Annotated in this window: 19 protein-coding genes; 15 read left to right on the top strand and 4 right to left on the bottom strand. The window is 73.4% G+C overall.

The window, feature by feature from the left end; translation table 11 throughout:
* Positions 1 to 6: 6 nt before the first annotated feature.
* Positions 7 to 1,308, bottom strand: a complete 1,302-nt coding sequence (locus ACWGDE_RS20465) for a PucR family transcriptional regulator (RefSeq protein ID WP_453390414.1) — start codon at positions 1,306 to 1,308, stop codon at positions 7 to 9.
* Between the two features lie 379 nt (positions 1,309 to 1,687).
* Here ACWGDE_RS20465 and ACWGDE_RS20460 point away from each other — a divergent pair, with 379 nt between their 5' ends.
* The 4 genes from ACWGDE_RS20460 to ACWGDE_RS20445 all read left to right on the top strand — a co-directional run bounded on the left by ACWGDE_RS20460 (position 1,688) and on the right by ACWGDE_RS20445 (position 5,947).
* Positions 1,688 to 2,803 carry a hypothetical protein gene (locus tag ACWGDE_RS20460; RefSeq protein ID WP_453390413.1) on the top strand — a complete coding sequence of 372 codons (1,116 nt, stop codon included), beginning with the start codon at positions 1,688 to 1,690 and terminating at the stop codon, positions 2,801 to 2,803.
* Positions 2,804 to 2,808: 5 nt separating this feature from the next.
* Complete coding sequence (locus ACWGDE_RS20455; protein ID WP_453390412.1) at positions 2,809 to 4,248, top strand: NADH-ubiquinone oxidoreductase-F iron-sulfur binding region domain-containing protein; 1,440 nt, start codon at positions 2,809 to 2,811, stop codon at positions 4,246 to 4,248.
* Between the two features lie 172 nt (positions 4,249 to 4,420).
* Positions 4,421 to 5,422, top strand: coding sequence for an SCO0930 family lipoprotein (locus ACWGDE_RS20450; protein WP_453390411.1), 1,002 nt, complete (start codon positions 4,421 to 4,423; stop codon positions 5,420 to 5,422).
* Between the two features lie 6 nt (positions 5,423 to 5,428).
* The gene (locus ACWGDE_RS20445; protein ID WP_453390410.1) at positions 5,429 to 5,947 is read left to right on the top strand and encodes a hypothetical protein; all 519 of its coding nucleotides are present in this window, start codon (positions 5,429 to 5,431) and stop codon (positions 5,945 to 5,947) included.
* Between the two features lie 3 nt (positions 5,948 to 5,950).
* Here the strand turns inward: ACWGDE_RS20445 and ACWGDE_RS20440 are convergent, their stop codons facing one another.
* Positions 5,951 to 7,453 carry a carboxylesterase/lipase family protein gene (locus tag ACWGDE_RS20440; protein WP_453390409.1) on the bottom strand — a complete coding sequence of 501 codons (1,503 nt, stop codon included), beginning with the start codon at positions 7,451 to 7,453 and terminating at the stop codon, positions 5,951 to 5,953.
* Between the two features lie 131 nt (positions 7,454 to 7,584).
* Between ACWGDE_RS20440 and ACWGDE_RS20435 the strand changes: the two genes are divergently transcribed.
* From ACWGDE_RS20435 to ACWGDE_RS20425, 3 genes are all read left to right on the top strand, one after another.
* Positions 7,585 to 8,445, top strand: a complete 861-nt coding sequence (locus ACWGDE_RS20435) for an MBL fold metallo-hydrolase (RefSeq protein ID WP_453390408.1) — start codon at positions 7,585 to 7,587, stop codon at positions 8,443 to 8,445.
* Between the two features lie 3 nt (positions 8,446 to 8,448).
* Positions 8,449 to 9,345: a LysR family transcriptional regulator gene (locus tag ACWGDE_RS20430; RefSeq protein WP_453390407.1), complete on the top strand. Its 897-nt coding sequence runs from the start codon at positions 8,449 to 8,451 to the stop codon at positions 9,343 to 9,345.
* A gap of 70 nt (positions 9,346 to 9,415) precedes the next feature.
* Entirely contained in the window at positions 9,416 to 10,471 is a 1,056-nt protein-coding gene (locus ACWGDE_RS20425; protein WP_453390406.1) for a tartrate dehydrogenase, read from the top strand.
* 69 nt (positions 10,472 to 10,540) lie between these two features.
* On the opposite strand, the gene ACWGDE_RS20420 is transcribed toward ACWGDE_RS20425, so the two are convergent.
* Complete coding sequence (locus ACWGDE_RS20420) at positions 10,541 to 12,166, bottom strand: carboxylesterase/lipase family protein (protein WP_453390405.1); 1,626 nt, start codon at positions 12,164 to 12,166, stop codon at positions 10,541 to 10,543.
* A gap of 355 nt (positions 12,167 to 12,521) precedes the next feature.
* On the opposite strand from ACWGDE_RS20420, the gene ACWGDE_RS20415 reads away from it, so the two are divergent.
* The 6 genes from ACWGDE_RS20415 to ACWGDE_RS20390 all read left to right on the top strand — a co-directional run bounded on the left by ACWGDE_RS20415 (position 12,522) and on the right by ACWGDE_RS20390 (position 17,502).
* Positions 12,522 to 13,580: an ABC transporter substrate-binding protein gene (locus ACWGDE_RS20415; protein ID WP_453390404.1), complete on the top strand. Its 1,059-nt coding sequence runs from the start codon at positions 12,522 to 12,524 to the stop codon at positions 13,578 to 13,580.
* 1 nt (position 13,581) lies between these two features.
* Positions 13,582 to 14,460, top strand: a complete 879-nt coding sequence (locus ACWGDE_RS20410) for a branched-chain amino acid ABC transporter permease (protein WP_453390403.1) — start codon at positions 13,582 to 13,584, stop codon at positions 14,458 to 14,460.
* A complete protein-coding gene (locus ACWGDE_RS20405) occupies positions 14,457 to 15,458 on the top strand; it encodes a branched-chain amino acid ABC transporter permease (RefSeq protein ID WP_453390402.1) in 1,002 nt (333 codons plus the stop codon). The genes ACWGDE_RS20410 and ACWGDE_RS20405 overlap by 4 nt, the downstream gene beginning before the upstream one ends.
* On the top strand, positions 15,455 to 16,216 hold the full coding sequence (locus ACWGDE_RS20400) for an ABC transporter ATP-binding protein (protein WP_453390401.1): 762 nt from the start codon (positions 15,455 to 15,457) through the stop codon (positions 16,214 to 16,216). Before ACWGDE_RS20405 ends, ACWGDE_RS20400 begins: the two co-directional genes overlap by 4 nt.
* Positions 16,213 to 16,923, top strand: coding sequence for an ABC transporter ATP-binding protein (locus ACWGDE_RS20395; protein ID WP_453390400.1), 711 nt, complete (start codon positions 16,213 to 16,215; stop codon positions 16,921 to 16,923). Before ACWGDE_RS20400 ends, ACWGDE_RS20395 begins: the two co-directional genes overlap by 4 nt.
* Positions 16,924 to 17,073: 150 nt before the next feature.
* The gene (locus tag ACWGDE_RS20390; RefSeq protein ID WP_453390399.1) at positions 17,074 to 17,502 is read left to right on the top strand and encodes a hypothetical protein; all 429 of its coding nucleotides are present in this window, start codon (positions 17,074 to 17,076) and stop codon (positions 17,500 to 17,502) included.
* Here the strand turns inward: ACWGDE_RS20390 and ACWGDE_RS20385 are convergent.
* Positions 17,495 to 18,301, bottom strand: a complete 807-nt coding sequence (locus tag ACWGDE_RS20385) for a DeoR/GlpR family DNA-binding transcription regulator (protein ID WP_453390398.1) — start codon at positions 18,299 to 18,301, stop codon at positions 17,495 to 17,497. The two genes, ACWGDE_RS20390 and ACWGDE_RS20385, sit on opposite strands and share 8 nt — an antisense overlap.
* Before the next feature lie 129 nt (positions 18,302 to 18,430).
* Here ACWGDE_RS20385 and galT point away from each other — a divergent pair, with 129 nt between their 5' ends.
* Together galT and ACWGDE_RS20375 are read left to right on the top strand one after the other, a co-directional pair.
* Positions 18,431 to 19,474: a galactose-1-phosphate uridylyltransferase gene (gene galT, locus ACWGDE_RS20380; RefSeq protein ID WP_453390397.1), complete on the top strand. Its 1,044-nt coding sequence runs from the start codon at positions 18,431 to 18,433 to the stop codon at positions 19,472 to 19,474.
* The coding region (locus ACWGDE_RS20375) for a galactokinase (protein ID WP_453390396.1) at positions 19,471 to 20,445 on the top strand (975 nt) is incomplete at its 3' end. The genes galT and ACWGDE_RS20375, both read left to right, overlap by 4 nt.

The raw sequence follows: 20,445 nt of genomic DNA, 5'->3' as shown, positions 1-20,445 counted from the left end.
CTGGGACTACAGGCCGTTGACCCGGGCCATCCGGCCCGCTCCGAGCGCCGGACGGAGGTCGGCGGCGCTGCGCGCCCGGCGTATCCCACGGACCGGCCGGAGCCGTACCTGGGCCATCAGCCTGCGGCTGCGCAGGGCGAGTTCGAGTTCGAAGCGGGTGCGGGGGTCGCGCAGGCCGGGCCCGAACAGCTTCTCCAGCTGGCGCATGCGGTAGCGGACCGTCTGGGGGTGCACGCTGAGCGCCTTCGCCGCCTCGGGCGCCCCACCGCCCTCCAGCCAGGCGAGCAGGGTCACTTCGAGGCGTTCGCTCTGGCGGGGGGTCAGATCCGCGAGCGGGCGCAGCCAGCGTGCGGCGAGCGCGTGCGCCAGCGGCTCGTCCTGGAGCAGCAGCAGGGTCGAGAGGTGGTCGTCGACGAAGAGGGCCCGGGCCTCGGACCCGGACCGGGTCGGGGCCGGGGTGAGCGACAGCAGGCGCACCGCCCAGCGGAGGGAGGAGGCGGTGTCGCCGGGCGCCACCGGGTGGCCGACCACGGCGAGCCGGCCGCGCAGGGCGCAGTCCAGAGCCGTACGGTCCTCCGGGTCCGGGGTGGGGACGAGCAGGCAGGGCTGGCCTCCGACCATGCCGCCGAGGCAGTCGTCGAGGAGGGCCGCGAGCTGCTGGGTCTCGCCGGGCGAGGCCAGGGCCACCGCCCGTACCGCGACGGGCAGCGGCCAGCCGGCCGCGTTCGCCAGTTCGGCGAGGGCCGGTCCGCGCAGCTGCGTCTCACCCGTGAGCACGGCGAAGAGTTCGCGCCGGGCGCGTTCGCGGACGGAGCCGAACCGTTGCAGCGGAACGGCCTGCAGCGGCTTCAACTCCGCGCCGCGGAAGGCATCGTGCGTACGGGCGTGGGAGTGGGTCCGGTCGGGGGCGTGCGAACGGGAGTGTTCGGCCTCCGAGCCGGGCTCCGGGTCGGCGTCCGAGCCGGGCTCCGTTTCGGCGTCCGCCTCGGCCCCGCCGTGGGCCCGGGTACGGGCTCGGGCAGCGGTCCCGGCCTCAGCTTCGGCTTCGGCTTCGGTGTCCGGGTCCGCGCACGTGTCGGTCCGTCCCTCTCCGGCGCCCTCGCGGTAACCGAGGGCGGAGAGCAGGGCCGCCTCCATCTTCTGTCTGACCACCTCGTCGTCGACGTCCTCGACGAGGGCCGCGAATCCCGGGACGGTCTCCAGCAGCTCCTCCACCATCTTGGCGGCCAGTGTGGGCAGTTCCTTGCGCAGGACACGGGTCCACTCGCCGCGTGGGCGGGACCAGATGCGGTTCAGAAGTTCGCACATTGTTACCTCGTTCAAGCCGGGGTATGGCTCGCACCGTGGGAGGGTGGCAAGCCTGCAGTCCCGCGGCATCGGCTCGATCGCCGTCGGGGAGGTGCGGCGGCGGATCAGGTGTCAACCCCGTCGCAACCGCACCACTGGAAGGGAATCTTCCGGGGATGTTCGATGCGATGGCTGTGCGAGGGCCAGAAATTATCACGTTTCGATAAATCCCGTGGAGGGCTTGCACGGCTCCACGATGCTTCTGCCCTCCGGCCCCGCTCCCGGCCGGCCCGGTGGGCCTGACGCCCATCTCCCGCCCGTCGAGGAGCGGTTGCGACGTCTACCCCCGGGCGCCGAGCGCGAGGTGGAAGTGCTCGGGCTCGGCCGTATGGGAGACCACATGCCCTTGCCCCAGCCCCGCATGCCCCGCCGCTCGCACCGGGCCCGCCGCGCGAGAGAACGTACCCGCCGTCACGCCGGCGCGGCTCCCGCCGCTGCCGCCGGCCGACGGGCCGTGCGGCGCCCGCCGTTGCTGTCCGCCGCCGGGGGTCTGCACCCCGTGGCCCTGGGCGCGGCGGCCCTCGCGGCCCTGGCCGCCCTCTCCGTGGCCGCCCGGGCCGGCGCCCTGACCCACCTGTGGGACTTCCTCGACCACGGCGCGGGCGTGCTCTCGCTCGTCTCGCTCACGGGCGCCGTCCTGTGGGGCCTGGCGGCCACGGACCGCACGCTGCTCGCCTCCGGGCACCGCCTCGTCGCCCAGGGAGTGCACCGGGGCCTCGCCGTTTCCGGGCTCGGCTTCCTCGTCCTGCACGTCTGGATCAAGGTCGCCCGGTCCCGGGTCGACGCCGGGGCCGTGGTCCTGCCCTTCGCCGACGGGCGGCAGCCGCTGCTCATCGGGCTCGGCAGCCTCGCGGGATACCTCTTCGTCGCCGTGGCCGTCTCCGGCGCCGTCCGCAGCGCCTTCGCCACCCGGGGCCGGTCGCTGTGGTGGCGGGCCCTGCACATGGGCGCCTATCCGGCCTGGGGGGCGTCCTTGGTGCACGGGCTCAAGTCGGGCCGCTCCGCGAGCGGTTGGGTGACGGCCGCGTACGCCCTGTGCCTGGTCGCCGTCGCGGGGGTGCTGGCCGTACGGCTGCGTACGAGGCTGCGCGCGGAGTCGGCCGCGAAGCCGCGTACGAGCCCGCGTGCGCAGCCCCGTACGGGGCCGGCGGTGCCGCCCGCGGGACCGGCCGGACCGTCCCTGCCGTCCGTCCCGCCCGTTCCGCCCCGTGCGCCGGGGCAGGCGCCGCCCAGGAACCCGCTGCCGTTCGTGCGCAGGCCCGCGGAGTGGGCGGCGGAGCTGCTGACCGCGCGGCTGGCCCGGCAGCCCGGCCCCGGGGCGTCCGGCCGGGGCGGGCCGGGACCGGCCGAGGGGCTCCCCGTCGACTGGTCCGCGGACTGGCCGCCGGACTGGCCCGCGGAGCCGGCGCCCGACTGGTCCGCCGAACCGCTCGACGGCGTACGGGGCCGGCGGTGAGCGGCGTGGCGCATCCCGCGCTCGGCTGCGTGGGGCGCCCCCGGCTGCTGGCCGGACTCGACACCGCCGCCCGGCTCGACCGCGCCGGGCATCTGGGGGTGCACGGCGCGCTGCCCCGTTACCCGTCCGAGGCGCTGGTGGAACTCGCCGAGGAGATCGCCCTCGGCGGCCGCGGGGGAGCGGGCTTCCCGTTCGCCCGCAAGCTCCGGGCCGTCATGCGCAACGCCCGCGGGCAGGGCGGGCGTTGTGCCGTCGTCGTCAACGGCACGGAGGGGGAGCCGAGTTGCCTCAAGGACGCCGCCCTGCTGCTCTACGTACCGCACCTGGTGCTGGACGGCGCCCTGCTGGCCGCCGCCGCGCTCGGCGCCGAGGACGTGGTCGTCGGCGTCACCCGGCCGGACGTGGAGCAGTCGATCCGCGCCGCCGTGGCAGAACGGGGCCCGGCGGGCCGCCGCGTCCGCGTCGTACTGCTCCCCGAACGCTTCGTCACGGGCGAGGGGACGGCCCTCGTGAACGGCCTGGACGGCGGCCCGGCCCTGCCCTCCGGCCAGAAGGTCCGGACCAGCGAACGGGGGCTCGGCGGGCTGCCCACCCTGCTGTCCAACGCCGAGACGTACGCGCAACTCGCGGTCGCCGTCCGGCTCGGCGCCCCGGAGTACCGCGCGGCGGGCACGCACGCCGAGCCCGGCACCACCCTGCTGACGGTCGCCGGGGCGACGGTGGTCGAGGTACCGATCGGCACCTCCCTGGCGTACGTACTGGACCTGTGCGGCACGGTGCCCGGGCAGGGGGTGCTGGTCGGCGGCTACCACGGCCGGTGGCTGGACCCGGCGGCGGCGCGCGAGGCCGTCCTGTCCCGGCGGTCCCTCGCCGCGTACGACGCGGTGCTCGGCGCGGGCGCCGTGCTGCCGCTGCCCGAGGACACCTGCCCGGCGGGCGAGGTGGCCCGGGTGACCCGGTGGATGGCCCGGGAGTCGGCCGGCCAGTGCGGTCCGTGCGTACGGGGGCTGCCCTCGCTCGCCGACGCGGTGGAACGGCTGGTGTCCGGCGGGGGCGGGGCCGCCCTCGACGCGGTGCAGGCCAGGATGCGCGGGGTGCGCGGCCGGGGCGCGTGCTCCCACCCGGACGGCACCTCCTCCTTCGTGGCCTCGGCGCTCGCCGTCTTCCCCGAGGAGTTCCGCGACCACGCGCTGGGCAGCGGCTGCGGGCGGAGCGTGCTGGGGGCCCTGCCGCTGCCCAGCGACGAGAGCCCCGAACGCCTCGTCGTGGACTGGACGTTGTGCAAGGGGCACGGGCTGTGCGTGGACCTGCTGCCCGACGTGGTCCGGCTGGACGAGGACGGTTACCCGGCGCAGGGCGTCATGCCGGTCCCGGGGCCGCTGCGGCCCAAAGCGCTGCGGGCGGTGCGCCGTTGTCCCGCGCTCGCGCTGCGCATCCAGGAATGAGGGGGCGGGGAGCCGGAGGTGAACGGCTTCCGCCGGGCCGAGTTCACGCTTTGGCGCGATCTGACAAATTCCCGGGATTTCGAATTCGGTGGGCCCCGCAGGGCTTATGAATAACCCGAGTGGAAACGCGCAGGACCGAATGCGCGCGGGGCGGAAACCGAAGGAGCACATCATGGGCAAGAGGCGTCGAGCGACCACGGCCGCCGGATCGGTGATGGCGGTACTCCTCCTGGCGGCGGGATGCGGCAGCGGCGAAGCGGGCCCCGGCGGGGTGACCGCCGTCCGGCCGGCGGGGGCCGAGCAGGCCCTCGGCGACGCCTACGACTCCGGATACGGATCCTCGGACTCGGGTTCGGGGGCGAACCCGGCGGCCTCCGCCGCCCCGGCCGGCCGGCTGTCGGTCCGGGAGATCCGCGAGGTCGGCAGTGTGGTCACGGACGGCGCCGGAGCCACCCTCTACCGCTTCGACAAGGACACGGACCGGCCTCCCCGGTCGAACTGCGCCGCGGACTGCGCCACCCTGTGGCCCCCGGTGCCGGCGAACGACGCGCAGGTCACGGCCGGGATCGACGCGGGACTGCTGGGCGCGGTCGACCGGCCCGACGGGGTCCGCCAGCTCACGCTCGGCGGCTGGCCCGTGTACCGGTACGCGAAGGACACCCGGGCGGGCGAGGCGAAGGGCGAGGGCGTCGGCGGCACCTGGCACGCGGTGGCGGCCGACGGCAAGAAGGCGTCCGACAAGGCGGCCGGCAAGGCGGCCGGCAAGGCCGACGACGGGAAGGCCGAGGGTGAGGGCGCCGGGAACGCGGAAGGCGCCGGGCTCTCCGTGGCCGCCGACCCGGAACTCGGAAAGATCCTGGTGAATGCCGAGGGGCGCACGCTCTACCGGTTCGACAAGGACAGTGCCTGGCCGATGAAATTCGGCTGCCTCGATGCCTGCTTGAACACCTGGAAACCGGCCGCGCCCGTGGACAAGGAAAAAGCTTCGGGAATTCCGGCGCGTCTCGTCGGATCGGTCAAACGCCCCGACGGCAGCGAGCAATTGACGATCGACTGCTGGCCGGTCTACCTCTTCACCGGGGACACCGCGCCGGGACAGACCAACGGACACGGAAAGCAGGGGCTCTGGTTCGCGGTGAACGACGCGGGCAAGAAGGTCCCGGCGGCCGGCTGACCGGCCGTGGCAGCCAACCGGCCCGCGCCGGCCGTCGACGCCCGCCACCTCGTGCCCTGCGTCGCCGTACTGCTGGCCTCGCTGTTCTGCGGCGGCTGCGGGACGGGGGCCGGGCCCTCCCCGGCCGCCGCCCCCGTCGGGTCCGCCGCCCCGGCCGCCGCCCCCGCACCGCTGGACCGGCTCGCGGCCGCGATCGGCTGCCTCCCCGAGGTCACGGTCGACGCGCAGGAGCTGCGGGAGGGGGCCTGCGAGGCGGGATCCCGGTCCTTCCGGCTGGTCACCTTCGCCGCCGCCGAGGGGCGCGCCGCCTGGCTGGCGGAGTCGCGCCAGTACGGCGGTGCGTACCTCGTCGGGGACCTCTGGATCGTCACCGGGCCCTCACCGGATGCCCTCTCCCCTCTCCGGGCGGCACTAGGCGGCACCCTGGACGCGCCCCCGTCGCACGGCGACCACGGCGACCACGATGAGCAGGGCGACCACGGCTCCCACCCCCCGGGCCACGAGCCGTCGGCGGCTCCCTCGTGACCGTCAGCGGGGTGCGGGACGTGACACGGCCCGGGTGACGGTGTCGAAGTGCATGGTCGTCCGGGACTGCCGGTCGTACCGGTTCCAGCGGGGCAGGGCCGGGTGGTTGGGGTCGCCGGTGCGGATGAAGGAGATCCATGCCCGGTGCACGGTCCTGGCCAGTCCGTCTCGGATCCTGGTGTCCATTCCCGCCAGGAACGGCGCGTGCGACCAGCTGTCGAAGTTGTCGAAGACGAAGGGCAGGTCGAGGCAGTGCGGGGCGCCCAGCCGGCCTTCGTGCGCGGGCGTCGGGAAGTCGAACGCGTACGCCCAGACCGGGCGGCCCCGTGCCGCCCGCGCCTCCGCGAACGCCAGGGTGGGCTTGCGGAACAATTCATCGGTGCTCAGGTCGACGAGGACGTCGACGGGCCGGGCGCCCGGGCGGGCGGCCTCGTACGCGGCGTACGCCTCCTCCGCGCCGTCCCCGAAGGAGTCCCGCGCCCGGCGCAGCACCTGCTCCCTGGTCGCCGTCGCGTACGTCTCGCCCAGCGCGAAGGTGAAGGAGGATTCCTCCCCGGTCCAGCCGATGAGGACGTCGAGGTCGGCGCCCGGCCCGTCGAGCAGGTTCTCGGCGGGCTGCCGGGCCGCCGTCGTACCGTCGAGCACCGGCATGAAGGGGGCGGTCCAGTGTCCCCATTCCATGGTGTCCACGAGGAGTCCGGCGGTGGCTTCGACCAGCCGCGGCCACGGCATGGTGCGCAGTTCGTCCACGTCGGCGGCGCCCGCGATCTTGAGATAGGCGGAGGTCCGGGCGAGGGCCTGGGCGGGCGTGGCGAGGGGCATGGCGAGCGGCACGCTCTGGAGCACGGCCCGGCCGAAGAGGCGGTCCTCGCCGACGTGACCTGCGAGCATCGCCGTGGACAGGGCGCCGGCCGACTGCCCGGCGACGGTGACGTTGCCGGGGTCCCCGCCGAAGGCGGCGATGTTCTCCTGGACCCAGCGCAGCGCGGCGAGCTGGTCGGTGAGCCAGACGTTGGCGTGTCCGGTGCCGTCGCCCGAGGCGATGTGGAGCAGGCCCAGCGGTCCGAGCCGGTAGTTGAGGTTCACCACCACCAGGTCGCCGTTGCGGGCGAAGGTCTCGCCGGAGTAGTTGGGCATGGCGCCGGAACCGGAGATGAAGGCGCCGCCGTGTATCCAGACCAGGACCGGCCGGAGCGCGTCGTCGGCGCCGGGCGTCCACACGTTGAGCGTCAGGCAGTCCTCGTCGAAGGGCGGGAAGCCGTGGCCGCCGAGTACGGGGTCGCCCTCGCGCACGGCCTGCGGTGAGCTCGGGCCGTGCGCGGTCGCGTCGAGGGTCCCGGTCCAGCCCGGATGGGGCTGTGCGGGGAGCCACCGGAGGGGGCCGACGGGCGGCGCGGCGTACGGCACGCCCTTGAACACGGCGAGGCCGCCTTCGACGAGGCCGCGTACCCGGCCCGAGGTGGTGTTCACGAGGGGAGCCGCCGTGCGGTCCTGAGCGAGACCCATCCGATGCTTCCTTCCGCCGAGGTGATCGAGGTGCGAGGCGATCCAGGTGAGCGAAGCCTTCGGCGGCAAGGTATTGCGTATTTATGGCGATCGTCAATATTCTTCGATCTCTGGCGAGAGTGGAGGCTCGGATGGCGGCGTGGCGCATCGGAACGACGACGGTCCACAAGGTGGTGGAGGCGGAGCTGCCCGTCCCCTCCGGGGCCGCCCTGGTGACGGACGACACCGGGCTCCTGGAGCGGCATCCGTGGCCCGGGCCGGATTTCGCCAGGGCGGACGGCACCTTCGTGATCTCGGTGCACGGGCTGGTCGTGGACACCGGAACGCGCAGGATCCTGGTCGACAACGGTGTGGGCAACGCCCGCGCCTCGGTGCCGTTCCTGAGCATGCTGGACTCGCCGTGGCTCCAGGAGCTCACCGCCCTCGGCTACCCGCCGGAGTCGATCGACACCGTCGTGTGCACCCACCTCCACTTCGACCACGTCGGGTGGAACACGCACCTGGTGGAGGGGAAGTGGGTGCCGACGTTCCCGCACGCACGGCACCTCGTCACGCGCGTGGAATGGGACCACTGGACGGAGGTGGCGCAAACGGAGGAGACCGGCCTCGAGGACACGATGCGGCCCCTCTTCGACGAAGGCCTCGTCGACCTCGTCGAAACCGATCACCGGGTGTGCGAAGGCGTGCGCCTGGAGGCCGTTCCGGGGCACACCCCGGGACAGGTCGCGGTCGTGATCGAATCCGGGGAGGAGCGCGCCGTGATCACCGGTGACCTCGTGCACCATCCGGTGCAGTTCGCCGAACCCGGCGTCGCCAGCATCTCCGACGCCGACGCGGCCCTCGCCACGGCCACCCGGCGGGCGTTCGTCGAACGGTACGCCGACACGGGAACGCTGGTCATCGGCACGCACTTCCCCGCCCCCACCGCGGGTCTCCTGCGACGCGACGGCGACGGGACCGTACGGTTCGTCGCGGACGGGCGGCGATACTGAGCCGTGGACTTCCGGCAACTGGAGTACTTCCTCGCCATCGTGGACCACGGCGGCTTCAACCGCGCGGCCGCGGCGCTCTACGTGTCCCAGCCCTCGCTGTCCCAGGCCATCCAGGTGCTGGAACGCGACCTGGGCAGCGGGCTGTTCCACCGGATCGGCCGGAAGGTGGTCCTGACCGAGGCCGGCACCGCGCTCGTTCCCACGGCGCGCGAGGCCCTGCACGCCCTGGAGCTGGCCCGGGCGAGCGTCGGCGCCGTCCGTGAACTGCGCGGCGGGCGGCTGGGCATCGCCGCGATGCCCTCACCCGCGATCGAACCCCTCACCACCATGGTCCGGCGCTTCGCCGACCGGCACCCGGCCGTCTCCCTCAGCCTGCGCGTGGCTCTGACCAGCGCGGACGTGATCGAGATGGTGCGCACGGGAGGGTGCGAGCTCGGGCTGCTCACCACCACGTCCCCGTTGCGCGGTCCGGACGTGGTCGCGCACCCGCTCGGGGAGCACCGGCTGGTCCTGGTCACCCCGGGCGACGGGCCCTTCCCGGCGGGCCGGCCGGTCCGCCGGGAACAACTCGAAGGACACCGGCTGATCGTCGGGCAGCGGGGGACCGGAATCCGCTCCTACGTCGACGACTTGCGGGCCCAGGGCATCGACGTCCGCATCGCCGTGGAGACCGAGCACCGGATGGCCTTCCTGCCGCTGGTGCTGTCGGGCGTGGGGCTGGCGGTGGTCACGCGGTCCTGGGCCGATCTCTCCGAGCGGGCGGGCGCCCTCGTCCTCGACCTGGAGCCGGCCGCGCTCCAGCAGGACGTCATGATCAGCCGCAAGTCGCCGTTGACTCCGGCCGCCCAGGCCTTCCTGGACACCGCACTGCGGCCGTCGACCGATGGGCCCGACCGATAGGCCCGGCCTATGAGGCACATCGGACATGCGTGTTGGACCCGGACGGCGCCCGATTGCTGGAATGCGGACCATGACGAACCACAGCATCGCCCTCATCCCCGGTGACGGCATCGGCGCCGAAGTCCTCCCCGCCGCACGCGAGGTACTCGAAGCCGTGGGGAAGCGCCACGGCATCGGCTTCGGCTACGAGGAGTTCGACTGGTCGTGCGAGCGCTACCTGCGGCTCGGATCGATGATGCCCGAGGACGGCCTGGACCGGCTCCGCCGCCACGACGCGATCCTGCTCGGCGCGGTCGGCTACCCGGGCGTACCGGACCACGTCTCCCTGTGGGGGCTGCTCATCCCGATCCGCCGGGCCTTCGGCCTGTACGTCAACCTCCGCCCGATCCGGGTGTTCGAGGGCCTGCCCAGCCCGGTCCGCGCGGCCACCCCCGGGAACGTGGACTTCGTGGTCGTCCGGGAGAACACCGAAGGCGAGTACAGCGAGATCGGCGGCCGGATGAACCGTGGCGGCCCCGATGAAATGGCTGTGCAGCAGGCCGTGTTCACTCGGGCGGGAGTGACCCGGGTCGTGGACTACGCCTTCGCCCTCGCCGAACGGCGCGGTGGCCGGCTCACGTCGGCGACGAAGTCCAACGGCATCGTGCACACCATGCCGTTCTGGGACGAGCTGGTGGCCGAGCGCTCGGCCGGGCATCCCGCGGTCGACTGGGACCAGGAGCACATAGACGCGCTGGCCGCCAAGTTCGTCCTCGATCCCGCGCGGTTCGACGTGGTGGTCGCGTCGAACCTCTTCGGGGACATCCTCAGCGACCTGGCGGCGGCCGTGGCCGGCGGCATCGGCATCGCCCCGTCCGCCAACCTGAACCCGCGGGGCGACAGCCCTTCCATGTTCGAGCCGGTCCACGGATCGGCCCCCGACATCGCAGGGCAGGGCATCGCCAACCCGATCGGCGCGATCTGGTCGGCCGCGATGATGCTCGACCACCTCGGCCACCCCGGGGCGGCGGCCGAGATCACCGACGCCGTCGCCCGGGTCCTGGCCACCACCCCGGTGCGCACGCGCGACCTCGGAGGCGAGGCCTCCACGGCCGAGTTCACCGCCGCCGTCCTGCGGCACCTCTGACCGCGCCACCTCTGACCGCGGCACCCCTGAGGGCGGGAGCTCCGACGGGGCGCCGCGGGACGGCGTGGCCTACGGCGCCTGCCGGTGCAGGCGCCGCCAGTGCCCCGCGAGGTCGTCGACGGCGGTGGTGACCGAGTCGAAGGCCATCGTCGTGCGCGACTCCTGCTCGTAGCGACCCCAGCGCGGCACGGGGTGCTGGTTGGGGTCCCCGGTGCGGATGAAGGAGATCCAGGCCGCGTGCATGGTTCCGGCCAGGCCGTCGCGGACCCTGGGGGCCAGCCCCGTGAGGAAGGGCGCCTGCGACCACTTGTCGAAGTTGTCGAACACGAAGGGCAGTTCCAGGCAGTGCGCGGCGCCGAGCCGGCCGCCGTGCGCGGGCGTCGGGAGGTTGAACTGGTAGGCCCAGACCGGGCGTCCGCGGGCCGCCCGGCGTTCGGCCAGCTCCAGGGCGGGTATGCGGAACAGGTCGTCGCCGATCAGGTCCATGAGCACGTCCACCGGGCGGGCGCCCGGACGGGCCTCGGCGTACGCGGTGTACGCCTGGTCCGCCCGGTTCCCGAAGGTGTCCCGGACCCGTGCGAGCACCTGCTCCTTCGTCGCGGCGGCGTACTGGTCGTTGAGCCCGAAGGCGAAGTTCGCCTCCTCCCTGGTCCAGCCGATCAGTACGTCGATGTCCGCCCCGGCGCCGCCGAGCAGCAGATCGGCGGGGTTCCGGTCCAGCGTGACCCCGTCGAGCACCGGCAGGAACGGGGTCGACCAGTAACCCCACCGGCCCGTGCGCCCGAACATCTCGAAGGTGGCGGCGACCAGGCGGGGCCAGGGCGCGGCGCGCAGTTCCGCCACGTTCTTGGCCCCGAGGATGTCCAGGAAGGCGGCGGTGCGCTGGAGCGATTCGGCGCGCGTGGGGATCTGGAGCCCGAGCGGCGGGCTCTGCAGGATGGCGCGCCGGAACAGCGGGCGGCCCTTGGGCCGGACGCCGGCGAGCGCCGCGACCGAGAACGCGCCGCCGGACTGACCGGCGAGGGTGATGTCGTCCGGGTCGCCGCCGAACGCGGCGATGTTCTCCCGTACCCAGCGCAGCGCGGCGAGCTGGTCGGTGAGCCAGAAGTTCCCGCCGGCCCCGTCCTCGCCGAAGTAGAGGTAACCCAGCGGACCGAGCCGGTAGTTGACGGTCACGACGACGAGGTCCCCGTCGCGCGCGAAGGTCTCGCCGGAGTAGCCCGGTACCGAACCCGATCCGGAGATGAAGCCGCCGCCGTGGATCCAGACCATCACCGGACGCTTCGCGCCGTCGGCCGCGGGGGTCCAGACGTTGAGCGTGAGGCAGTCCTCGTCGAACGGGGGCGATCCGTGCGGGCCGAGCACCGGGTCGCCGCCCTCCCGGTAGGGCTGCGGCGCGCTCGGTCCGAACGCGGTCGCCTCGCGCGTCCCCTGCCATCCGGGGTGGGGCTGGGCAGGCCGCCAGCGCAGCGCGCCGACCGGCGGGGCCGCGTAGGGCACGCCCTTGAAGACGGCGAGGCCTCCCTCGGTGCTTCCGCGGAGCCGGCCCGCGGGGAGTTCCACGACGGGCGAGGGCTCGTCCGCGCGCGGGGCGGCCTGGGCCGCGTGCCCGCCCGAGAGGCCGGAGACCAGTGCGGCGCCCGCCAACACCCCGCTGTTCCTGAGTACTTTGCGCCGCGATGGATCGTCGGTCATGGTGCTTCACTCCCTGACTGATCATGGGCCCGCTGCCGAAACGGCATAGCGTGAAATTGACGATGGCTAGTGATACGGCATACGCCGGGACAGGGTCAAGGGCTCCGGCTTCGGGGTGGGCGGGAATATCGAGAAGTCTTGACGGTCGTCGTAATTACGCGATAGACACGTGTCACTCCTCCCCCCGCATCAGCAACATCCAGGCTTCCGAGGCTGGTTGACGACGTACGGAGTTCCCATGGCAGGTCGGTTTCGTCCCGTTGGTCTGGTCGCCGTGTCAACGGCCCTCTTGCTGGCCACGGCGTGTGGTGGTGCCAGCCTCGGAACAGACGGGGACACCCAGCAGAACGGGCCCGTGAAGATCGGGCTCCTCGTCCCGCAGTCGGGCACCTACAAGGCGCTGGGCGACGACATGAAGCAGGGCTTCGAGCTCTACGTGGCCCAGCACGGCGGCAAGCTCGGCGGCCGCGCCGTGGAGATCGTGGTCGCGGACGAGGGGGAGACGGCCGACTCGGGCAAGGCGGCGGCCGAGAAACTGGTCAAGCAGGACCGGGTGCTGGCGGTGAGCGGAGTGGTGAGCTCGGCCACCATCAACGGGGTCAAGGACCTGTTCGAGAACGGCAAGGTCCCCCTCGTCGGCTCGAACGCCTCGCCCACGACGCTGACCGGGACCAAGTACATCTGGCGCACCTCGTACGTCAACGACGAGCCCGGCAAGGCGCTCGGCAAGCACGTGGCCGAGAAGGCCGACGGCCCCGTCTTCCTGATCGCCGCGGGCTACCAGGCGGGCAAGGACGAGGTGGAGGGCTTCAAGTCCACCTTCCTCCCGGCGGGCGGCAGGATCGCGGGCGAAGAAGTCTACACGCCGTTCCCCGCCACCAAGAACTTCCAGCCGTACCTGGCGCAGATCGAGAAGTCCGGGGCCAAGTCCGTCTTCTGCTTCTACGCGGGCGGCGCGGCCGTCGACTTCGTCAAGCAGTACCGCGACTTCGGACTGGCGGGCAGGATCCCGCTCTACGCGCCCGGCTTCCTCACCGAGGGCGGCGTGCTCAAGGGCCAGGGAGACGCGGCCAACGGCGTGTTCACCGCCCTCAATTACGGTGCCGACCTGGACAACGCGGCCAACAAGAAGTTCGCACCCGCCTACACGGCCGCGTACGGATCGGTCCCGACCACCTACGCGATGGCCTCCTGGGACGCGGCGCAGGTACTCGACAAGGCCATCGGGGCGGCCGGCTCCACGGTGACCTCCGAATCCGTCAACGCCGCCATCGCGAAGGTGGGGGACATCGACAGCCCGCGCGGCACCTGGCGGTTCAACAGCGGCGGCACGCCCGTCCAGCCCTGGTACCTGCGCGAGGTCAAGCAGGGCGCCAACACCGTGACCTCCGAACTCGGCCGGCTGGGCGGCTGACATGACCGGAATCTTGGACGGCAACTTCGTCAGCGTCATCGACGGGGTCGCCTTCGGTCTGCTGCTGTTCACGATCGCGGTCGGACTCTCCCTGGTCTTCGGGATGATGGACGTCCTCAACCTGGCCCACGGCACGCTCTACCTCGCCGGGGCGTACGTCGCCTACGCGCTCTCCGACGGGACCCTCCCGGGTCTGCTCCTCGCCCTGGCGGCCGGCGCCCTGGTCGGCACCATGGGCGGGGCGGCGCTGACGTTCCTCACCCAGCCGCTGGCCCGGCGCGGACACCTGGACCAGGCCCTGCTCACCCTCGGCATCACCTTCGTCGTCGCCGACCTCCTCGCCGCGGCCTTCGGCGGGGAGGTGCTGCCCACGGACCCGCCGACCTCGCTGCGCGGGACGGTGGACCTCCTCGGCCACGCCTATCCCGTCTACCGGCTCGTGTTCATCGGGGTCGCGGCGGGCCTGGCCGCCCTCGTGTACCTCGTCTTCGAACGCAGCTCGCTCGGAGCGCTCGTACGGGCCACCGTCGCGGACCGGGACATGGTCCGCGCCCTCGGCGTCGACATCCGCAAGGTGCTGTACGGGGTCTTCGCGCTCGGGGCCGCCCTGGCCACCGTCGGCGGCGTCCTGGGAGCCCCGATCCTGGGGCCCGGGCCGGGCGTCGACGAGACCGTGCTCGTCCTCTCGCTCGTCGTCGTGGTCGTGGGCGGCCTCGGATCGGTGCGCGGCGCGCTCGCCGGCGCGCTCCTGATCGGCCAGGTGCAGACGCTCGGGGTGGCGCTGCTCCCCGAGTACGCGCCCTTCCTCCTCTTCGGCACCATGCTGGCCGTGCTCGTCGTGCGTCCCAACGGACTGGTCCCCTCGGCGGTGCGCACATGAGCCCCTCCGCACCCTCCGCACCCGCCGCTCCCGGCGGAGCCGCCGCACGCCGGCGGCTCTCCGTGACCGCCGTCGTCGTGCTCGGGCTCGCCGCGGCCCCCTTCGTCCTCGGCCCCTACGCCGTCGGCACCCTCTCGCGCGTCCTGGTGTTCGCCCTCCTCGCCCTGAGCGTGAACCTGCTCACCGGCCTGACCGGACTGCCGACCCTCGGCCAGTCGGCCTACTTCGGGGTCGGTGCCTACACCGCGGCGATCGTCGCCACCCGCCTCACCGACATCGGGGTGCTCCAACTCCTCGTGGCCGCAGGGGTGTCCGCGCTCGTGGCGGTCCCCACGGGATGGCTGGCCGTCAGGGCCCGGGGCGTGGTGTTCCTCATGCTGACCCTGGCCATCGGCGAGATCGTCTACAGCGCCGCCGTCAACTGGAAGCCCGTGACCAACGGCACCGACGGACTGTCCGGCATCCCGCCCGTGGTCCCGCTGCCCGGCATGCCCGCGCTGGAACTCGACGGACTGGTGTACTTCTACGTCCTGGCCGTGTTCCTGCTGCTCTTCGCGGCCGTGTCCCGGCTGGGCGCCACCCCGTTCGCCCTAGCCCTGCGCGGAATCCGCGACAACGAGCGCCGCATGAGCGCGATCGGCTACCCCACCCGGCGGTACGCCCTGACCGTCTACTGCGGTGCCGGGGCGCTGGCCGGAGTCGCCGGCGGCCTGTGGGTGTCGGTGCAGCGGTTCGTCTCGCCCGGCGACGCCGGCTTCGAGATCGCCGCCCTCGCGCTGCTGGCCGTCGTCATCGGCGGCTCCGGCTCGATGTGGGGGGCCTGCGTCGGGGCCGCGCTGGTCTGGCTCACCCGTGACTACCTCGGGAACCTCGAAGCCGTCGCCGGCCGCGGGCCGCTGCTGCTCGGACTGTTCTTCGTCGTCGCCGTCTACGCGCTGCCCCGCGGGCTGGCCGGCGTACGACTCCCGCCCAGGCTCACCCGGAAGAGGACGGCATGACCGATCGCGACCTGCTGCAACTACGGCAGGTGTCACGGCACTTCGGCTCCTTCAAGGCCGTCGACGAGGTCGGCATCACCGTCCGGGCGGGCGCGCGGCACGCGGTCATCGGCCCCAACGGGGCCGGGAAGTCCACCTTGTTCGGCCTGATCTCCGGAACGCGCCCGGCCACCGCCGGGCAGATCCTCTTCGACGGAAAGGACGTGACCCGGCTGCCCGTCGACCGCCGGGTCGGGCTCGGCGTCGCGGCGACCTTCCAGCACTCCAGCCTCTTCCTGCGCGAGAGCGTGCTGGAGAACGTCCTGCTCGCCGTGTTGCGGCGGGCGGGCGGCGGACTCGGCGGCTGGCGCAAGGTCGCGGCCCGGACCGAGGCCGTGGCCCGGGCCCACGAACTCCTCGAACGGGTCGGCCTGCCCGGCCGGTCCGGGATCGCGGCCGGCGAACTCTCGCACGGAGAACGACGGCAGCTGGAGGTGGCCGTGGCCCTGGCCACCGAACCCCGGCTCCTGCTGCTGGACGAGCCCGCCGCCGGCATGTCCCCGGCGGAGACGGCGCGGCTCACCGAACTGATCGCCGCCCTCCCGGGCGAAGTGACCGTACTCCTCATCGAACACGACCTCGACATGCTCTTCGAGCTCGCCGACAGAGTGACGGTCATGCACCTCGGCAGACACCTCACGACGGGCTCCCCGGACGAGGTACGGGCCTCCGCCGAGGTCCAGAGCGCCTATCTCGGCACCACGGAGGCCGCCTCGTGAATCCGTTCTTCAGCGTGCGCGCACTGCGTTCCGGCTACGCCGGGGGAACCGTCCTGGACGGCGTCGACCTGGACCTCGACGCCGGCGGCATCCTCGCCGTCCTCGGGCGCAACGGGGTCGGGAAGACCACCCTCGTCTCGACCGTCATGGGGCTGGTCCGGCCGTACGAGGGGAGCGTGAGCATCGACGGCCGGGAGCTCGCCGGGTCCCGCGTCGACGTGATCGCCCGGGCCGGGGTGGGCGTCGTACCGCAAGGGCGCCGGGTGTTCGCCCCGCTCACCGTCGCCGAACACCTCGCGATCTCCTCCCCGCGCCGCGCCGGACGGGGGCCGTGGACCCGTACGCGCATCCTCGACCTGCTGCCGAGGCTGGGGGAGCGGCTCGGGCACCGGGGCGACGAACTCTCGGGCGGGGAACAGCAGATGCTCGCCATCGCGCGGGCCCTGCTGGGCAATCCGCGGCTGCTGCTCCTCGACGAACCGTCCGACGGCCTCGCTCCCGCCGTCGTCGCCCAAGTGGGCGAGGTGATCCGCGAGGTGAGCGCGCAGGGCATGACGGTGGTCCTCGTCGAGCAGAACCTGGGGCTGGCGCTGTCCGTCGCCCGCGACGTGGCCGTCATGCAGAAGGGCCGCATCGTCCACCGGGCCCCCTGCGAGGAATTCGCCGCCCGCCCCGAGGACAGGAGGCGCCTGCTGGGGGTCGACTGACGACGGACCGCGGACCGCAGAGCGCAGACCGCGGACCCGCCCTCCGACCAGGCGTTCTTCTTGATCGAGTCGCCGGTCCGGGGCGGGCGCCGCTAGCATCGGACCGGTTCGGGCCGTGTGGGGGGACCTCCGTCGAAACGGGAGCCCACCGTGAGGACCACACCACGTCGCATCGGCAGGATCGCCGCCGTCGGCGCCCTGTCCGCCGTACTGCTCACCGGTGGTGTCGCCGTCGCGGCGTCCCCCGGGTCCGGGGCGCCGGGAGTGACCGCCGCCGCGGCGCCCAGTGCGTCGCCGTCGAAGGCGGCCGGCGAGATCACCTTCAAGGCGACCCCGACCGCGGTCAAGGCCGGCGAGAAGGTCACCTTCACCGGCCGTACCAAGGGTCTGCCGATCGGCACCAAGGTCGTGCTGCAGCACAAGTACGGCAGCAAGTGGACCACCCTGCGCGCGAGCACCACGGTCAAGCAGGGTTCCAGCTACTCCTTCGACAACACCTTCAGGGGCAAGGGCAAGGAAGAGCTGCGCGTCACGGCCGGTGACGCGGTCTCCCCGACCGTGACCGTCACCGTCAACTGACGCCCGCGACCAGGAGTTCGCCGACGGACTCCGCGAGGGTGGCGCGCGCCGGGGCGGGCATGCCCGCGTCGGTCACGAACCAGTCGGCCTGCTCCAGCGCCGCGAAACCGCTGAGCCCGACCACGCCCCACTTGCTGTGGTCGGCGACGACGGCGATCCGGCGTGCCGAGGCGACCAGGGCCCGGTTGGTCTGGGCCTCGGTGAGGTTGGGGGTGGTCAGCCCGGCCTCCTCCGTCACCCCGTGCGCGCCCAGGATCAGCAGGTCCACGTGGAGGGAGCCGATCACCAGGTCGGCGAGCGGGCCGACCAGCGCGGCCGAGGGCGTGGGGGAGCCGCCGGTGAGCAGCAGGGTGGGGGCCGCGGCCCCGCCGTCCTGGCCGGCGGCCCGCACCAGGTCGGCCACCGGGAGGGAGTTGGTGACGATCGTGAGCCGCGGTACGTCGAGCAGCCGGGCGGCGACGGCGTAGGCGGTGGTGCCGCCCGAGAGCGCGACCACGCTGCCCGGTTCCACCAGGCTCGCGGCCGTGGCCGCGATGGCGGCCTTGGCGGCGCCCTCCAGATCGGACTTGGCGTCGAATCCGGGCTCGTGTCCGCTGGTCCGGGCGGTGGCGACGGCCCCGCCGTGGACCTTCTCCACGGCGCCGCCGCGGGCGAGGGCGTCCAGGTCCCGGCGGACGGTCATGTCCGAGACGCCGAGCTGTCCGACCAGGTCCGCCACCCGTACCGTGCCGTCGCGGCGGACCGCTTCGAGGATGAACGCGCGTCGCTGGTGGGCCAGCTGAGCAGCCTGCTCGGCCACGAGATCACTCCCGGGGATCGGGGAAATCCGGTCGGAAAGCAACAACATAGCACGGGCACGCTGTTTGATTCTGGCGGAATGATCGCGCCAGGCTGTTGATTTACTTTGGGATCTGTTTAGTCTTGGCGGGTGAAGAAGACCCTCGCGAAACTCGCGGACGGCCGCGAACTGATCTACTTCGACAGCGACGAGAGCGCCGTGCGCGACGCGCCCGACCTGCGCCCCCTGGACCGCGTGAGCAGCCGTCCGCAACTGCGGCGCGACGAGGCCACCGGCGACTGGATCACGATCGCCTCCCACCGGCAGGCCCGCACCTACCACCCGCCCGCCGGCGAGTGCCCGCTCTGCCCCTCCCGGGACGGCCGGCTCGGCGAGGTCCCCGCCGCCGACTACGAGGTGGCCGTCTTCGAGAACCGCTTCCCCTCGCTCGCGGGCGAGACGGGACGCTGCGAGGTCGTGTGCTTCACCCCGGAGCACGAGGCCGCCTTCGCCGACCTCACCCCGGCCGCCGCCCGCCTGGTCCTGGACGCGTGGACCGACCGCACCGCGGAGCTCTCCGCCCTCCCGGGCGTCGAGCAGGTGTACTGCTTCGAGAACCGGGGGGCCGAGATCGGCGTGACCCTCGCCCACCCGCACGGCCAGATCTACGCCTTCCCCTTCGTCACGCCGCGCACCGCCAAGATGACGGCCGCCGCGGCCGCCCACCGCGCCACCACCGGCCGCAACCTCTTCGAGGACCTGCTGACCGGAGCCCGCGCCGCCACCGAGCGGGTGGTGACGGCCGGGGAGCACTGGACCGCCTTCGTGCCCTACGCCGCCCGCTGGCCGTACGAGGTGCACCTCTACCCGCACCGCCGGGTCCCCGACCTGACCCGCCTCACCGAGGCCGAGCGGGCCGAGTTCCCCGGCATCTACCTGGACCTGCTGCGCCGGTTCGACCGGCTGTTCCCCGCACCGGGGCAGCCGCAGGCGCCGACCCCGTACATCTCGGCCTGGCACCAGGCGCCCCGTACCGGGGGCGGGGAACTGGCCCTGCACCTCGAACTGTTCACCGTCCGCCGGACCGCCGACAAGCTCAAGTTCCTCGCGGGGACGGAGTCCGGGACGGAGGCGTTCATCAACGACGTGGCCCCCGAGGCGGCCGCGCGACGACTTCGGGAGGTCCTCGCGTGAACGCGACGGTTCAGCGGTACGACGACGGGCGGGACGGCCGGGCCGAGCGGGCCGCCGACACCTTCCGGCAGCTCTTCGGCGGCTCCCCGGACGGGGTCTGGGCGGCACCCGGCCGGGTCAACCTCATCGGTGAACACACCGACTACAACGACGGGTTCGCCCTCCCGATGGCCCTCCCGCAGACCACCCTGCTCGCCGCCCGGGCCCGCACGGACGGGCGGCTGCGGCTGCACAGCGCGCAGGGCGACGGCCGGATCACCGACGTGGAGGTCGCCGGACTGACCCCCGGCGTGGTGACGGGCTGGACCGGCTACCCGGCCGGAGTGGTCTGGGCGCTCGCCGAGGCCGGGCACGCGGTCGGGGGCGCGGACCTCCACTTCGACAGCACGGTCCCCACCGGCGCCGGCCTCTCCTCCTCGGCGGCCCTGGAGTGCGCGGTCGCCGTCGCGTACGACGAGCTGTACGGGCTGGGCCTGACCGGCCCCGAACTGGCCCGGACCGCCCAGCGCGCGGAGAACGGCTTCGCCGGGGTCCCCTGCGGGATCATGGACCAGATGGCCTCCGTCTGCTGCACCGCCGAGGCCGCCCTGCACCTCGACGCCCGCCACCCGGAGAAGCACCGGCAGGTGCCCTTCGACCTGCGGGGCCACGGGCTGCGCCTGCTGGTGATCGACACCCGGGTCACCCACGACCTGGGGGACGGGGCGTACGCGGCCCTGCGCGCGGGCTGTGAACGGGCCGCGGCCCTGCTCGGCCTGCCCGCCCTGCGCGACCTGCCCGAAGGGGAACTCCCGCAGGCCCTGCGGGCCCTGCCGGTGGAACTCGTCCCGCTGGTCCGCCACGTGGTGACCGAGAACGCCCGTGTCACCGAGGCCGTGTCCCGGCTGGAGGAGGGCGACGTGGCGGCGCTCGGCCCGATCCTCACCGCGGTCCACGCCTCGCTGCGAGACGTCTACGAGGTCTCCTTCCCG

This window comes from Streptomyces sp. NPDC054956 (genome assembly GCF_053609185.1).
This window is presented reverse-complemented; position numbering and strand designations above follow the sequence as displayed.

What these genes read in the sequence shown, in the direction of transcription:
- ACWGDE_RS20465 (WP_453390414.1), bottom strand. Translation starts at nt 1,308, where the DNA reads ATGTGCGAACTTCTGAACCGCATCTGGTCCCGCCCACGCGGCGAGTGG.
- ACWGDE_RS20460 (WP_453390413.1), top strand. Translation starts at nt 1,688, where the DNA reads ATGCCCTTGCCCCAGCCCCGCATGCCCCGCCGCTCGCACCGGGCCCGC.
- ACWGDE_RS20450 (WP_453390411.1), top strand. Translation starts at nt 4,421, where the DNA reads ATGGGCAAGAGGCGTCGAGCGACCACGGCCGCCGGATCGGTGATGGCG.
- ACWGDE_RS20440 (WP_453390409.1), bottom strand. Translation starts at nt 7,453, where the DNA reads ATGGGTCTCGCTCAGGACCGCACGGCGGCTCCCCTCGTGAACACCACC.
- ACWGDE_RS20435 (WP_453390408.1), top strand. Translation starts at nt 7,585, where the DNA reads ATGGCGGCGTGGCGCATCGGAACGACGACGGTCCACAAGGTGGTGGAG.
- ACWGDE_RS20425 (WP_453390406.1), top strand. Translation starts at nt 9,416, where the DNA reads ATGACGAACCACAGCATCGCCCTCATCCCCGGTGACGGCATCGGCGCC.
- ACWGDE_RS20420 (WP_453390405.1), bottom strand. Translation starts at nt 12,166, where the DNA reads ATGACCGACGATCCATCGCGGCGCAAAGTACTCAGGAACAGCGGGGTG.
- ACWGDE_RS20410 (WP_453390403.1), top strand. Translation starts at nt 13,582, where the DNA reads ATGACCGGAATCTTGGACGGCAACTTCGTCAGCGTCATCGACGGGGTC.
- ACWGDE_RS20405 (WP_453390402.1), top strand. Translation starts at nt 14,457, where the DNA reads ATGAGCCCCTCCGCACCCTCCGCACCCGCCGCTCCCGGCGGAGCCGCC.
- ACWGDE_RS20400 (WP_453390401.1), top strand. Translation starts at nt 15,455, where the DNA reads ATGACCGATCGCGACCTGCTGCAACTACGGCAGGTGTCACGGCACTTC.